The organism is Sphingomonas sp. CFBP 13733 (genome assembly GCF_014841795.1).
GTDB lineage: Bacteria > Pseudomonadota > Alphaproteobacteria > Sphingomonadales > Sphingomonadaceae > Sphingomonas > Sphingomonas aerolata.
The window spans coordinates 668,918-683,308 of sequence record NZ_JACYUP010000004.1; the positions used below are offsets into that span (position 1 = coordinate 668,918).

Below are 14,391 nucleotides of genomic sequence, written 5' to 3' on the forward strand. Positions count from 1 at the left end.
CCCTCGACCGATCGGAGGCGCTGCTTGCAGCTCTTCGGATGACCTTGCGGAGAGGTGGCAGAGTGGTCGAACGTACCGCACTCGAAATGCGGCGTACCCGCGAGGGTACCGTGGGTTCGAATCCCACCCTCTCCGCCATTTATCTTGCGCCATGTGGATCACAGAGATCCCTGGCCACCGCGCCGGGGCCGCGCACTTCTCTATAGCTATCGTCCGATGATCCGCTGCTGTGGACAGCGCATTCATGTGCTCAGAGCAGTAGGCGCGGGACGACAGTCGGGGAGGGGGTGCGTTATCTCCCATGCCCGTCCCGGCCAAGGCCCCTCCAGATCGAGACCGCGATGCGTACGTTCCTTCTGAACATCCTGCTGGCGGTCGGGCTGGTGGCCCTGGCCGTCCTTTCGCGGTTCATGCTGCTCGATACCTATTCCCGCTGGCAGATCGCGGCATTCTGGCTGCTGGCGGCGCTGCTCGAATGGGGCGTCAAACCGCGGATCGGTCTGAAAGCACGCTGGCTGACCGCGCTCGCCACCGCGATCGCGACGACGCTGGCGATCCTCGCCGTGCGCTGGCACGTCGAAGGGCTGTGCCCGCACACCTGGCCGCAATGCGCGTCCTATCCGTTCTGGCGTGTCGTCCTGCACCTGATCCAGCGCGCATAGACCAGAGGTGCGGCCCGGTATCGCCAAAGCAACGCCGGAAGCGTGGCCCGACGGCAACAAGTCCCGATAAAGTACAAGGATCGCCGATAGACCCGCAATTTTCCGTGGAGAAATTCTTCTGTATCCGCCTAGGCGTTGAATTGCTTGAACTCGCCTATGTGCTGGCTCGGCGTGAACCGCATCGACGGCGCTCGTAAGCAATGCTGCATTGCCCAGTGGCGTCGCCAGTCCGGTTACATCATTCGTTCAATATACCGGGCGGCACGTCATGAAGATTGCTTTCTTTCTTTCGAACTATCCCGTTCTTTCGGAAACGTTCGTCGTTCGTCAGATCAGGGGTATGATCGACCTCGGGCATCAGGTTACGATCATTACCGGCCAGCATGATCTTTCTGTCGATGATCCACTATCCGGTGCCGCGCGTATCGTCTCCGTTCGCGCGAATACAGGAGGCTCATCGCCGATCGCGCATTTGCTGAAAAAGTCGGCTCGACTTCTGCTTGGTGCGCAATCCGGCAAGAGCCGACGGCGAATTCGCGCAGGACTTACTGGCTTGCGCGATGGAATTGTCGCGCCGATCGTCGATATTCTCAGTGTCGGCGAACAGGGACTTGGTCATTTCGATGCCATCATCGCGCATTTCGGTCCCGCGGGCGTGCGGGCCATGTATCTGCGCGATGCCGGTCTGATCTCGGGCCCGATCGCCACAGTCTTTCATGGTCTTGACGTGACCGAGCATAGTCTCGTCAAAAAATTCCTGCCGCATTACCGCCGCCTTTTCACCCAGACCGAATCACTGCTTCCGATCAGTGAATTGTGGAAGAAGAAGCTGATCGGCTGGGGTGCTGACCCGGCGATGATCACGGTCCACCGGATGGGGGTCGACGTCAGCGACTTTCCAATGCCGCAGCCACGTCGCGGCGCTGCCGGGCCATTGCGGCTGCTGACGACGGCGCGCTTCGTCCAGAAAAAGGGGCTGATCTACGCGATCAACGCGATGTGCGCGGCGCCGGGCGACTCGCATCTGTCGATCATCGGCTACGGGCCGCTGGAGAAGGAACTGCGCGAGGCTGCTGCGGCCTGTCCGGCGCGTGTGACGTTCCTCGGCAAGATCCCGCACCGCGAGGTGCTTGCGGAACTCAAGCGGTCCGACGTGTTCCTGCTGCCGTCCGTCGTCGCCGACAATGGCGACATGGAAGGGATTCCCGTGTCGCTGATGGAAGCCATGGCGCTCGGCGTCATCACCGTCTCCACCTGGCATAGCGGCATCCCGGAACTCATCGACGACGGCGTCGAGGGCTTTCTGGTCGAGGAGCGCAATGCCGGACAGATCGCCGACATCATAACGACAATCGAATCGGGGGAGGTGGATCTGGCGAGCATGCGGGTGGCGGCACGCGCCAAGATTGAGCGCGAATTCGACAATCGGGAGCTCGATACCAGACTCGAGCAGATTGCGTTCACGCTAGCGGGCATCGTTCCGGCGACGGAGCCGGTACGCGTGGCGGAAGCGGTGTCCTGATGCTCATCTGCTGGCATCGCCTCGGCGAATGGCGCGTTGTTTCAGTGGATGAGGCCGGTGGCGAGACTTGGGTGCGGCAATGCAAGAAGTGCGCATACTCCCAATCGCGCTTTTCCTTCGGGAGACGGCCGCACCAGCGTTGATGCCGCCGTCCCGAGGTCGGGGTTCGTTCGTCCGCCTCTATCCCGCCCGGCCACAACCCCGCGCGGTCAGCGGCCGAGCAGGCGGTCGAGATAGGCGTCCTTGTGCTTGGGGCCGAAGCTGCCCTTTTTCGGCTCGATCTTGAACAGATACCGCTCATTCCAGGCCGCGCCACCGCCCCACCAGGTCACGCCGACGACCGTATCGGCATTGGTCTTGAGATAGGCGATCGCCGCTGCGCCTGCCGCCTCGCAGCTCGGCGGTATCGCCCCGGCGCGTCCGAACGCCGATTCGGTGATGATCCCCTTCAACCCGCGCGCCCGCAGTTCGGACGCGAAATTGTCATAGCCCGGCGTCCCCGTGCAGCTCGGCTGGGTCCCGCTCGACCCCTTGTCGAAATAGCGGTGCCCGTTGATGATGGTCAGGCCGAGCGGATCCTTCAGCCCGCCCGCGCGGTCGAGTGCGACCAGCGCGCTTTCGGACGGCTTGGCGGCGTTCTCGCGCTTGCGGAGCCGGAAGGTGGCGGAGGACCCGGGATATTCCGGCGCGATGACATTGCGGATCCCCGCGGCGCGCAGGCCCGCGATGATCTGGTTGGTATCGCGCGCCCATTGATCCCAGTCGTTGGTCAGCACCGGGTCGTCGAAATGCCTCGGCTCGTTCATCGGGTCGATGATGATCCGGTCGGACTGCGGCATGCTCGCCATCAGCGACGTCCAGAACGCAACCTGTTCGGATACCGATGGCCAGCTATAGTCGTGACGATCGAGCACGACATAGGCACCGCGCTCGAGCGCGGCGCGCGTCGCTGCCACCAGCTTCCTGCGGATCGCAGGGTCCGCCATCTGCGGTCCCTTGAACGGCAGGCGGACCATCGTGAACCCCTTGTCGAGATAGGCGCGGACCGACGCTGGCGTCGGGCAGAGCGTACCATCGGCGACAAAGCTGCACCCGGCAATGTTTACGCCGAAGACGGGGCCCCTGATACGGACGTTGGTGCTCGCGCTGGACCTGACGGGCGTGTTTGCTCTTTGGGGTGCGTCGGGCGGCGGCATGCGCTGTGGGGATGGCGCGGCCGAGGCCGGACAGCCCAGCCCGGCGGTGGCGATGGCAAGGCCGACAAGGCCGGCGGCGATCGATGGTCGGGTCATGACATGTACCTGGCGAATAAGGGTGAAAGCGAATCGGTCGCGCTTCGGATCCGCCTCCCTATCATCGAATGTCGGGATGCTTGGCGTCGATCAGAGTCCGCGGTCTGACGCCGCGAGGGCCGCGTTATCGCGGGGAAGTGTCCCAAGACAGAGCTCATGCCTGGCAAAGCGCCGTCCAGATCCGCGCACATCACACCGCCGAACGCGATCGCCGCAGTGCATCGCGTGATGTGGCGACGATTAGGATATGAAACTGGAGGCCCGACCGGGAATCGAACCCGGGTGCGAGGATTTGCAGTCCTCTACGTCACCACTCCGCCATCGGGCCTCGATGCGGAGCGCGCAAATGCGGGCTTTTGTGCGGCGGGTCAACCGGGCGATCGCGTTTGAGGGCTAAAATAGTCGTGGGGTGTGCCACGGCGGTGCGGTGCCGGGTTGGGGGACGGCTTGCACGCCGGCGATGGATTGGGCACGATACGGTCCAATCCCTGGCTTCATATGGAGTTTCTTTTGGACGTGATGCAGGTGTCCGGGGGAACGAACCGTGCAGGGCTGGCGCCCGATGTCTTCGCGATGCCCGCGGGCATGGCGATCCGATATGACCAGCCCTGCGACGCGCTCACCGACCTCATCACCGGCTATCATGTCTATCGCGCGACCGGTCCGGCCAGCATCGGCCAGGTCAACCGCTTCCTGCCGGGGACGGCCAATGTCCGGTTCGCGTTCGAGGCGGGACCGATCAGCGTGGCGATCGGCCGGCGGACCTTCGGCCCCCTGCCGGCAGCGACTTTGTACGGCCCGACGGGGACCGCGCTGAAGGCGACGACCAATGGCGGCGTCATGATCGGGTTCGGGGTCAGCGCGCTGGCCTGGAGTCGGTTGTTCAACCGGTCGGCGGCGGAGTATCGTGACCGGATCGTGCCGCTTGCCGACGCGCTCGGGCCGGTCGCGACCCAGCGTCTGACGACCGCACTACGGGCGGCCGAGCGCGACGACCAGGTCGCGCCGATCCTCGATGCCATCCTGTGCGACCTGCTCGGGCCGCCGCACTGCGAATCTGCGACGATCCGTCAGCTTACCCGGCTGATCGGGCAGGATGGCGGCGATGACGTCGCCGCGGTCGCGGCCAAGCTGGCGATCAGCCCCGACACGCTGCGGCGGCTGGCGGTGCGGCATTTCGGCTTCACCCCCAAGATGCTGCTGCGGCGCGCACGGTTCCTGCGCTCGTTCCTGCGCGTGTTCCGGACGCCCGGCGGCACCGATTATTCGGCGATCGACCCGAGCTATTTCGACGTGTCGCATTTCCTGCGCGACGCCGGCACGTTTCTCGGGATGACGCCGCGGCGGTTCATGGCGATGAGCACGCCGTTTCTCGACGCGAGCGTCCGCGCGCGCGCCGCGGTGCTCGGCGCGCCGACCCAGGCGCTGCAGGTTCCCGCCGAAACGAGCGAGCGGATCATCAGCGCGGTGCCGGCCCGCCGGGCACCGAAGATCGATACCGCCCCCGATTCCACGCCCACCCCCGTCATCGACCCGGCGGAAATTCCGATGCCCGATCAGGGCGGGCCCGTGCTAGGCGCCTGAGCGAGGTGTTGCCGCATTCTGCGTGCGCCCTCGGCGTCCCGCCCGCGGCATTTCGGTGTCACACGGGCGGGCGGGGCGCCCTAGTCCCGGCATCCGGCCCCTGTGCCATTCCGACCTCTGTGCCGTTCCGAGCCGGGCCGTCTCGCGCGATTCGCGACAGGTCGCTTGGCGCGACGCTGGCGGCACGGTAGAGATTGACGCAAGCGAACAAGTGTATTGCGCAACTAAAACAGCTGTGCGACAGGATGGACCATGACGACGATCAGCCTCGATACGAACTCCACTACCCGCACGCGTGCGGCTGTCGGCACGTCCGACGGCAGCCCCGATTTCGCGGTCATGCGTCACGCCATGGTGGCCAGCCAGCTGCGCACGAACGCGGTCAGTGACCAGCGCGTCGTCGCGGCGATGGCGCGGGTGCCGCGCGAGGCGTTCGTGCCTGACGATGTCCGGTCGATCGCCTATCGCGACGCACCGATCCCGCTCGGCGGTGGCCGTTACGCCAATCTGCCGATGGCGACCGGGCGGTTGCTGACCGAGGCCTATCTGACCGCCACCGACCGGGTCCTGCTGATCGGTGCCGCGACGGGCTACACCGCCGCGGTTCTCGCCGAGATCGTCGGCACGGTGGTTGCGGTCGACAGTGACGCGTCCTTGCTCGGCACCGCGCGCGATGCGCTGGGCGCCACGCTGTCGGTCGAACTGGTCGAGGGGCCGATGGCACAGGGCCATGCCGCGGGCGCGCCCTATGACGTGCTCGTCATCGACGGCGCGGTCGAGGCGATCCCCGACACGCTGGTGGCGCAGATCCGGTCGGGCGGCCGCATCGTCGCCGGGATCGCGGATCGCGGCGTGACCCGGCTCGCATCGGGACGAAAGACCGATGGCGGCTTTGCACTGGCGGCGTTCGTCGATGTCGAGTGCGTGACGCTGCCGGGTTTCGAAACACCCAAACCCTTCAAGTTCTGAGGCACATCATGCCGCGCGCCGCTCAAGTCCGCCGTCTGCTCTCGGGTGTTGCGCTGCTATACAGCGCTGCACCGGTCCATGCGGAGACGCTCCGCGAGGCGCTGGTCAAGGCCTATAAGACCAACCCGACGATCACGGCGCAGCGCGCGACGCTGCGCGCGACCGACGAGAATGTCCCGATCGCGCGCGCCTCCGGGTTGCCCTCGGCGAATGCGACCGGCGATTACACCGAGTTCGTCGTGACCGCCGCGAACAGCTTCATCGCCTTGCCGCGTCAGGTCGTGGCACGCGCGAACGTCTCCGTGCCGCTCTACCAGGGCGGGCAGGTGCGCAACTCGGTCGCCGCGGCCAAGACGCGGGTCGAGGCGGGCCGCGCGACGCTGCGCGGTACCGAGGCCGATCTGTTCACCAACGTCGTCGGCGCCTATATGGACGTGATCCGCGACGAGGCGATCGTCGGCCTGAACACGCAGAATGTTCGCGTACTCGACATCAATCTCCAGGCCAGCCGCGACCGGTTCCAGGTCGGCGACCTGACCCGCACCGATGTCGCTCAGTCCGAGGCGCGGCTCGCGCTCGCGCGGGCGCAGCTCCAGTCGGCCGAGGCGCAGCTGATCACCAGCCGGGAAAACTATATCCGCTTTGTCGGGACGCCCGCCGGCACGCTCGATACGCCGCCGACGCTGCCGCATCTGCCCGACAGCCCCGCTCTGGCGGTGACGGTGGCGATCGACAATAATCCCGTGCTGATCGCGGCGGCGAAGGAACGCGACGCGACGCGGTACGATGTCGGTGTCGCGCGGGCGAGTCGCCTGCCGCAGATCAGCGCGACCGGCGGCGCCAGCTACACCAACTATCTCGGATCGGCGTCGACGACCGACGGCAGCATCAACACCTTTCCCAATGCGAACAAGGCGGTACAGGCGGGCCTGTCGCTGACGATGCCGCTGTTCCAGGGCGGTCGTCCCGCCGCGCAGGTCCGCCAGGCCGAAGCGTTTCAAAGCCGCGCGATCGAGAATGTGACCGCAGCCGAGCGCAATGTGATCGCGCAGGCGCGCTCGGCCTATGCCGTCTGGCGTTCGTCGGAACAGGTGATCCAGTCGTCCGAGACCGCGGTCAACGCGAACAAGCTGAGCCTCGAGGGTGTCCGGGCGGAGAACAGCGTCGGGACGCGCACGATCCTCGACATCCTCAATGCCGAGCAGGAACTGCTCAACAGCCAGGTCACGCTCGTGACGGCGCGGCGCGACGCCTATGTCGCGGGCTTCGCGCTGCTGGCGGCAATGGGGCAGGCGGAGGCGCGCGACCTCGGGCTCGACGGCGGCGTGCTGTACGATCCGGTCGCCAATTACGACCGCGTCCACAAGAAGATCTGGGACTGGGGCGGTGATGGCGAGCCGGTGCCGGTCGCGACGCGTACCGTCCAGTCTCCCACGCAGGACGCCGCCGTACGCCGTGAACTTGACCCGTTGCTCGACAGCCCGGTTGACAGGAACCCGGCATTGACGACAGGTAAGGATGCGCCGAGCCGCCAATAGGGGCGCGTGGGGCGACGGGGTTTGGAATGGTCCGTATGGGGGATATCAGCGCGGAGCCGTCGATGGAGGAAATCCTCTCGTCGATCAAACGCATCATTGCCGAAGAAGGCGACGGCATGCCGAGCCGCCAGCGGCGCCACCAGCGGGCGATGCCCGCATCGGCGGCCACCGATTACGCGGCCGATTACGACGACGACGCGATCGACGACGATGAGATCCTCGAACTGAGCGACCCGATGCCGATGGTTGACCGCACCCCCCGCCCGCCGAAATCGCCGGTGCTGACCTCGGTCGACGCCGCGCCGGAACCACGCCAGGCGCCGCCGCGAAGCCAGCCCCAGCCGCATGTCGCACCGCATGTCGCGCCCACAGCCTCGCATGCGCCCCAGCAGCATGCTCCGCAGCCTGCAGAAGAACCGGCCCAGCCGATCATGTCGCGCGAAACCGCTGCGGCGACGCGTGCGCCGCTCGAGGCGCTGACGCGGATGATGGTCAAGCCCGAGGGAAGCAGCGACGGCACGCTCGAGGGTCTGGTCCGCGAGATGCTGCGCCCGATGCTGCGCGAATGGATCGACGCGAACCTGCCCGACATGGTCGAGGACATGGTCGCGCGCGAGATCGCCAAGATCATGAACCAGCAGCCCTGACCGGGCCGGCCGCAGCGTTTCGCGCTGCGGCCTGTATCGGGACCTGGCCGGCCGGCGGCGATCGGACGATGCTCGCCGGGTTCTGGTCCAAACGACTGTAATGTCACGACGAGCGGAACCGTGACGGTTCCGCTATGGTTGTTGGCGAATGTCCGATCACAGTGTGTCCGCGCCTGAAATCCCCGCCCGTCTCGCCGCGCAGGGCGTCCGGGGCGATATCGCGCCGGCCGATGCCAGCAGCGACATCTTCTTCGCGGCGGTGCGGACTACGCGGATGCCGATGGTGGTCACCGACCCGCATCGGCCCGACAACCCGATCATCTTCTGCAACGATGCCTTCTCGTTCATGACCGGCTACTCGCAGGACGAGATCCTGGGCTACAACTGCCGCTTCCTGCAGGGCCCCGAGACCGACCGCACGGTCGTCGGCGAATTACGCGCCGCGATCGCCAAGCGTGAGGAAGTCTCGGTGGAGATGCTCAACTATCGCAAGAACGGCTCGACCTTCTGGAATGCGCTCTACGTCTCGCCCGTGTTCGGCGACGACGGCGAGCTGCGCTATTTCTTCGCGAGCCAGCTGGACATCTCGCGCCGCCGCGAGGCCGAGGAGGCGCTGCACGAGGCGCAGCGGATGGAGGCGGTCGGTAAGCTGACCGGAGGGATCGCGCACGATTTCAACAATCTGCTGCAGGTCATCCAGGGCTATGCCGACATCCTCGACGCACGGATCGACGCGAGCGATCGATCGGCGCGGCGGGCGGTCGATGCGATCTCGACCTCGGCCTCGCGCGCGGCGACGCTCACGCAACAGCTGCTCGCCTTCGCGCGCAAGCAGGAATTGCGCGACCGCTTGATGAACCTCAACCAGCTGCTGGGCGATTTCCGGCCGATTCTCGACCGCAGCATCGGCAGTGGAATCACGCTGAAGCGCGACCTGGCGACCGATCTGTGGAATTGCCGCGTCGATCCGGTGCAGGCCGAGATGGCGCTGCTCAACATCATCGCCAACGCGCGCGACGCGCTCGACGGCACGGGGGAGATCACGATCACGACGCGCAACGCCGTCCTTCCCGAGGATGGCGGTGTCGCGAGGCTGGAGCCCGGCGAATATGTCGTGCTGAGCATTCGCGACAACGGGCCTGGGATCGATCCCGGGACGGTCGACAAGATCTTCGAACCCTTCTTCACGACGAAGGAGATGGGCAAGGGTGCCGGGCTGGGGCTCGCAATGGTCTACGGCTTCGTCCGGCAGTCGGGCGGCCTTGCGACGGTGCGCAACCTCAGCGGGGGCGGTGCCGAATTCTCGCTCTACTTCCCGCGTGCGAGCGGTGCGGTCGAGCGCAAGACCGCGGGGCCGATCGCACCGCATGCGGGCGGTGCCGAGCGGGTGCTGATGGTCGAGGATCAGCGCGAAGTGGGCGAGCTTGGGCGGACGATCCTTGAGGATCTCGGCTATGACGTCGTCCTGGTCAACAGCGCGCGCGCCGCGCTCGACACGCTCCGTCAGGACGCCGAATTCCGGTTGCTGTTCACCGATATCCTGATGCCCGGCGGCATGAACGGCGTCACGCTGGCCCAGTCGGTGCGGCGCGACTATCCGCACACCGCGGTGCTGCTGACGACGGGCTTTGCCGACGAGGCGATCGACGAGGGCAGCCGGTCGTTCGAACTGATCCGCAAACCCTATCGCCGGAATGAGTTGAACGACCGCATCCGGGCGGTGCTCGACAAGCCGGGGGCGCGGACGTGAGGCTGGTCTAGCCCGGACACGCTCGCTAAGGCACGCGGTATGAGCGAGCTTCCCAAAACCTTCGACCCCGCCTCCATCGAATCGCGCTGGTATGCGCATTGGGAGGCCAGCGGCCAGTTCCGCCCCGACCGCCCGAACGCCGAGCCCTGGACGATCGTCAACCCGCCGCCCAACGTCACAGGCAGCCTGCATATCGGCCATGCGCTCGACAACACGCTGCAGGATATCCTGACGCGCCATGCACGCCTTAAGGGCAAGGACGCGCTCTGGGTGGTCGGCACCGATCACGCGGGTATCGCGACGCAAATGGTGGTGGAGCGTCAGATGGGCGCGATGACCCCGCCGCAGAAGCGCACCGACCTCTCGCGCGAGGATTTCATCGCCAAGGTCTGGGCGTGGAAGGAAGAGAGCGGCGGCGAGATCACGCAGCAGCTCCGCCGCTTGGGCTGTTCGATGGACTGGGCGAACGAGCGCTTCACGATGGACGAAGGCTTTTCGAAGGCCGTCCTCAAGGTGTTCGTCGACCTGCACAAGCAGGGGCTACTGTACCGCGACAAGCGCCTCGTGAACTGGGATCCGGGCCTCGGCACCGCGATCAGCGACCTCGAGGTCGAGACGCGCGAGATCAAAGGCAGCTTCTGGCACCTGCGCTATCCGCTCGCCGACGGATCGGGGTTCATCGAGGTCGCGACGACGCGGCCCGAAACGATGCTCGCCGACATGGCGGTCGCGGTGAACGGCGCGGACGCGCGCTACACCGCGCTGATCGGCAAGCAGGTGAAGCTGCCGATCACCGGGCGTCTGATCCCGATCATCGCCGACGACCATGCCGATCCCGAGCTCGGATCGGGCGCGGTGAAGATCACGCCGGGGCATGACTTCAACGATTTCGAGGTCGGCAAGCGCGCCGGCATGGCCGCGGGCGCGATGCTCAACATGCTCGATGCCAAGGCGCGCGTCGTGCAAGTGACCGACGGGCTGATCCCCGCCGACCTGCTCGGGCTGACGACCGCGGAGGCGCGGAAAGCCGTCGTCGCGCAGCTGAAGGCCGAGGGCTTCCTGATCGCGCATCTCGACAAGGACGGCGTCGAGCACGACGCCGAGCCGCGCACGATCCAGACGCCCTATGGCGATCGCTCGGGCGTGGTGATCGAGCCGTGGCTGACCGACCAATGGTATGTCGACGCCAAGACGCTCGCCCAGCCCGCGATCGAGGCGGTGCGCGTCGGCGCGATCGATATCGTGCCCAAGACCTGGGAGAAGACGTTCTTCAACTGGATGGAGAACATCCAGCCCTGGTGCGTCTCGCGCCAGCTCTGGTGGGGCCATCAGATTCCCGCATGGTTCGGGCCCGACGGTACGCCGTACGTGGCTGAAACCGAGGCCGAAGCGCAGGCGCTCGCCGGCGCCGGCGTGACGCTGGTGCGCGATCCCGACGTGCTGGATACGTGGTTCTCCTCCGCACTCTGGCCTTTCGCAACGCTAGGCTGGGACGGGTCTTCTTACCCCTCCCCTTCAGGGGAGGGGCAAGGGGTGGGGCCGTCCCATCTCATCGAGACCGACGCGCGCGGGGCGGCTCCCCACCCCAACCCCTCCCCTGAAGGGGAGGGGCTTGCCCCCGCGTCTCAACTCGGCGGCCGCTATCCCAACGACGTGCTGATCTCCGGCTTCGACATCCTGTTCTTCTGGAACGCGCGGATGATGATGCAGGGGCTGCACTTCATGAAGGACGTGCCGTTCCGCACGCTCTACCTGCACGGCCTTGTCCGCGCGGCGGACGGCGCGAAGATGTCCAAGTCGAAGGGCAATGTCGTCAACCCGCTCGGGCTGATCGACCAATATGGCGCCGATGCGCTGCGCTTCTTCATGGCGGCGATGGAAAGCCAGGGCCGCGACATCAAGATGGATGAGAAGCGCGTCGAGGGCTATCGCAACTTCGCGACCAAGCTGTGGAACGCCGCGCGGTTTGCGCAGGCCAACGGCATCGTCGCGAGCACCACGCTCGAGGCGCCCCGCGCGGAACTCGCGGTCAACAAGTGGATCATCGCCGAGACGATCGCGACCGTGCAGCAGGTCGACCTCGCACTCGCCGACTACCGCTTCGACGGCGCCGCCAACGCGATCTACCAGTTCGCGTGGAGCCGCTTCTGCGACTGGTATCTCGAACTCATCAAGCCGCAGATGGTCGATGACGTCCGCGGCCAGATCGACGATGAATCCAAGGCGGTCGCGGGCTGGGTGCTCGACCAGATCCTGGTCCTGCTCCACCCGTTCATGCCGTTCATCACCGAGGAGCTGTGGCACGCGATGGGCGAGCGCGATCACGACCTGATCGTCGCGCAGTGGCCGATGGCCGATGCGCGCTCGCTCGATCCCGAGGCGAGCAGGGAGGTCGACTGGCTGATCCGGCTCGTCGGCGAGATCCGTACGGCGCGCAACGAGCTGAACGTACCGCCGGGTGCGCGTCTGCCGCTGCACGTCCGTGATGCCAACGCGGCGACTCTGGCGCGGCTCGAACGCCAGGCCCCCGCGCTCGCACGCCTCGCGCGCGTCACGCATGCCGAGGGCGAAGCCACCGGCGGCGCGGCGCAGGTCGTGGTCGACGAGGCGACCTTCGTCCTGCCGCTCGAAGGCGTGATCGATCTCGACGCCGAGCGCACCCGCCTGACCAAGGCGATCGCGGCGGCGGAGAAGGAGCGCGACGCGCTCGCAGGGAGGCTCGGCAATGCAAGCTTCGTCGAGCGCGCCAAGCCCGAAGCGGTCGAAAAGGCCAAGGCGGACCATGCCGACAAGGCCGCCGAAGCCGCGCGGCTGCAGGCGGCACTGGGACGGCTGGGCTGACCTGCCCCCGTCCGCTGTGCGGGACGGGGCCGGGGTGTGCGTACGCGTGCTGCGAGCATATGGGGTCAGGGTCGGTCCTGACCCCATATGCAAAGGGGAGGGGACCCGACTGCGATGCCTGATGCGACGGACACGCCTGCACCAAGGACCGGCCAGCGCGACCTGACCACAGGGCCGATCGGCAAGACGTTGCTCGCGTTCGCGCTGCCGACGCTAGGATCGTCGGTCCTGCAATCGCTCAACGGTTCGATCAACGCGGTATGGATCGGCCAGTTTCTCGGCGAGCGCGCGCTGGCGGCGACGACCAACGCGAACATCATCATGTTCCTGCTGGTCGCCGCGGTGTTCGGCTTCGGCATGGCGTCGACGATCCTGATCGGCCAGAACATGGGCCGCCGCGACATCGATGCGGTGCGCCGCGTGCTCGGCACGTCGTTCGGGCTGTTCACGATCATCTCGGTGCTGACGGTGGCAATCGGCTGGCTGGTCGCGCCGGCGATCCTGCGCGTGCTCGCGACGCCTGCCGAGGTCTATCCGCTCGCGCTCGCCTATCTGCGCGTCATCTTCGTCGCGATGCCCGCGGGGTTCCTGACGGTGCTGCTGACGATGGCGCTGCGCGGCACCGGCGATTCGCTGACCCCGCTCAAGTTCATGGCGCTCGGTTCGGTCGTCGACGTCGCGCTCAATCCGCTGCTGATCCGCGGCTGGGGGCCGATCCCCGCGCTCGGGATCGAGGGATCCGCGCTCGCGACGCTGATCGCCAACACGGTCTCGTTCGTCGCACTGCTCGGCTATATCTATGCCAGGGACCTGCCGATCCGGCTGCGTGGCGCGGAGCTGCGCTATATCCTGCCCGATCGTGCGCTGCTGAAGACGATCGTCGTAAAGGGCGTCCCGATGGGATTGCAGATGCTCGTCGTCTCGACCTCTGCGCTGGCGATGATCGGGCTGGTCAACCGGCACGGCACCACCACGACTGCGGCCTATGGTGCCGCCAACCAGCTCTGGACCTATGTGCAGATGCCCGCGATGGCGGTCGGTGCGGCGGTCAGCGCGATGGCGGCGCAGAATATCGGTGCGGGGCGCTGGGACCGGGTCGACCGGATCACGCGCGCGGGGCTGATGATGAATCTCGCGCTGACCGGCGGGCTGGTCGCGCTGCTGACGCTGCTCGACCGGCACGTGCTGTGGCTGTTCCTCGGGCAGGATACCGGCGCGATCGGCATCGCCACGCGGATCAACCTGATCGCGGGGTGGAGCTTCATCCTGTTCGGCGTGTCGATGGTCCTGTCGGCGACGGTCCGCGCGAACGGCGCGGTGGTCGGTCCCTTGCTGATCCTAGCGGTCGCGATGGGGCCGGTACGGTTCGGGCTCGCCTATGCGCTAGAGCCGATGATCGGCGCGGATGCGATCTGGTGGAGCTTTCCCGCGGGCTCGCTCGCCTCGATGCTGCTGACGATCGGCTATTATCTGCATGGCGGCTGGCGCAAGGGCCGGATCGTCACCGAGCCCGCCGCACACGACGCGGGCGAGGCAGCCAAGGCGGATTGCGAGCCCGCCAGCCGGTCCATGCCGGTCGGCTGAGC

10 protein-coding genes and 2 tRNA genes are annotated in these 14,391 nt (G+C 66.6%); 10 read left to right on the forward strand and 2 right to left on the reverse strand.

Translation table 11 applies throughout. From position 1 onward, the window contains the following. Positions 1 to 48 precede the first annotated feature (48 nt). The 3 genes from IFT71_RS15710 (at position 49) to IFT71_RS15720 (ending at position 2,184) form a co-directional block, all read left to right on the forward strand. Positions 49 to 138: transfer RNA gene (locus IFT71_RS15710), tRNA-Ser, on the forward strand. Positions 139 to 341: 203 nt separating this feature from the next. Then, positions 342 to 662 carry a hypothetical protein gene (locus IFT71_RS15715; protein WP_192141912.1) on the forward strand — a complete coding sequence of 107 codons (321 nt, stop codon included), beginning with the start codon at positions 342 to 344 and terminating at the stop codon, positions 660 to 662. Between the two features lie 268 nt (positions 663 to 930). Next, the gene (locus tag IFT71_RS15720; protein WP_192141914.1) at positions 931 to 2,184 is read left to right on the forward strand and encodes a glycosyltransferase; all 1,254 of its coding nucleotides are present in this window, start codon (positions 931 to 933) and stop codon (positions 2,182 to 2,184) included. Positions 2,185 to 2,393: 209 nt separating this feature from the next. Here IFT71_RS15720 and IFT71_RS15725 read toward each other — a convergent pair whose 3' ends face one another. Together IFT71_RS15725 and IFT71_RS15730 are read right to left on the reverse strand one after the other, a co-directional pair. Continuing rightward, positions 2,394 to 3,476, reverse strand: coding sequence for a cellulase family glycosylhydrolase (locus IFT71_RS15725; protein ID WP_192141916.1), 1,083 nt, complete (start codon positions 3,474 to 3,476; stop codon positions 2,394 to 2,396). 254 nt (positions 3,477 to 3,730) lie between these two features. Further along, positions 3,731 to 3,804, reverse strand: a tRNA-Cys gene (locus IFT71_RS15730). Between the two features lie 182 nt (positions 3,805 to 3,986). Here IFT71_RS15730 and IFT71_RS15735 point away from each other — a divergent pair. From IFT71_RS15735 to IFT71_RS15765, 7 genes are all read left to right on the forward strand, one after another. Then, positions 3,987 to 5,060, forward strand: a complete 1,074-nt coding sequence (locus IFT71_RS15735; protein ID WP_192141918.1) for an AraC family transcriptional regulator — start codon at positions 3,987 to 3,989, stop codon at positions 5,058 to 5,060. 339 nt (positions 5,061 to 5,399) lie between these two features. Then, the gene (locus IFT71_RS15740) at positions 5,400 to 6,029 is read left to right on the forward strand and encodes a protein-L-isoaspartate O-methyltransferase family protein (RefSeq protein WP_107931343.1); all 630 of its coding nucleotides are present in this window, start codon (positions 5,400 to 5,402) and stop codon (positions 6,027 to 6,029) included. Between the two features lie 8 nt (positions 6,030 to 6,037). Continuing rightward, a complete protein-coding gene (locus IFT71_RS15745) occupies positions 6,038 to 7,567 on the forward strand; it encodes a TolC family outer membrane protein (RefSeq protein WP_192141920.1) in 1,530 nt (509 codons plus the stop codon). A gap of 26 nt (positions 7,568 to 7,593) precedes the next feature. Continuing rightward, entirely contained in the window at positions 7,594 to 8,214 is a 621-nt protein-coding gene (locus IFT71_RS15750; RefSeq protein WP_244180299.1) for a DUF2497 domain-containing protein, read from the forward strand. A 148-nt stretch (positions 8,215 to 8,362) separates the two neighbouring features. Next, positions 8,363 to 9,964, forward strand: coding sequence for a histidine kinase famiy protein (locus IFT71_RS15755; protein WP_107929575.1), 1,602 nt, complete (start codon positions 8,363 to 8,365; stop codon positions 9,962 to 9,964). A gap of 39 nt (positions 9,965 to 10,003) precedes the next feature. Beyond that, a complete protein-coding gene (locus tag IFT71_RS15760) occupies positions 10,004 to 12,805 on the forward strand; it encodes a valine--tRNA ligase (RefSeq protein ID WP_192141925.1) in 2,802 nt (933 codons plus the stop codon). A gap of 114 nt (positions 12,806 to 12,919) precedes the next feature. After that, on the forward strand, positions 12,920 to 14,389 hold the full coding sequence (locus IFT71_RS15765; RefSeq protein WP_192141926.1) for an MATE family efflux transporter: 1,470 nt from the start codon (positions 12,920 to 12,922) through the stop codon (positions 14,387 to 14,389). Positions 14,390 to 14,391: the final 2 nt, after the last annotated feature.

Excerpts from the sequence above, each read along its gene's own strand:
- IFT71_RS15715 (WP_192141912.1), top strand. The coding sequence starts at position 342 with ATGCGTACGTTCCTTCTGAACATCCTGCTGGCGGTCGGGCTGGTGGCC.
- IFT71_RS15720 (WP_192141914.1), top strand. The coding sequence starts at position 931 with ATGAAGATTGCTTTCTTTCTTTCGAACTATCCCGTTCTTTCGGAAACG.
- IFT71_RS15725 (WP_192141916.1), bottom strand. The coding sequence starts at position 3,476 with ATGACCCGACCATCGATCGCCGCCGGCCTTGTCGGCCTTGCCATCGCC.
- IFT71_RS15740 (WP_107931343.1), top strand. The coding sequence starts at position 5,400 with ATGCGTCACGCCATGGTGGCCAGCCAGCTGCGCACGAACGCGGTCAGT.
- IFT71_RS15745 (WP_192141920.1), top strand. The coding sequence starts at position 6,038 with ATGCCGCGCGCCGCTCAAGTCCGCCGTCTGCTCTCGGGTGTTGCGCTG.
- IFT71_RS15750 (WP_244180299.1), top strand. The coding sequence starts at position 7,594 with ATGGTCCGTATGGGGGATATCAGCGCGGAGCCGTCGATGGAGGAAATC.
- IFT71_RS15755 (WP_107929575.1), top strand. The coding sequence starts at position 8,363 with ATGTCCGATCACAGTGTGTCCGCGCCTGAAATCCCCGCCCGTCTCGCC.
- IFT71_RS15760 (WP_192141925.1), top strand. The coding sequence starts at position 10,004 with ATGAGCGAGCTTCCCAAAACCTTCGACCCCGCCTCCATCGAATCGCGC.
- IFT71_RS15765 (WP_192141926.1), top strand. The coding sequence starts at position 12,920 with ATGCCTGATGCGACGGACACGCCTGCACCAAGGACCGGCCAGCGCGAC.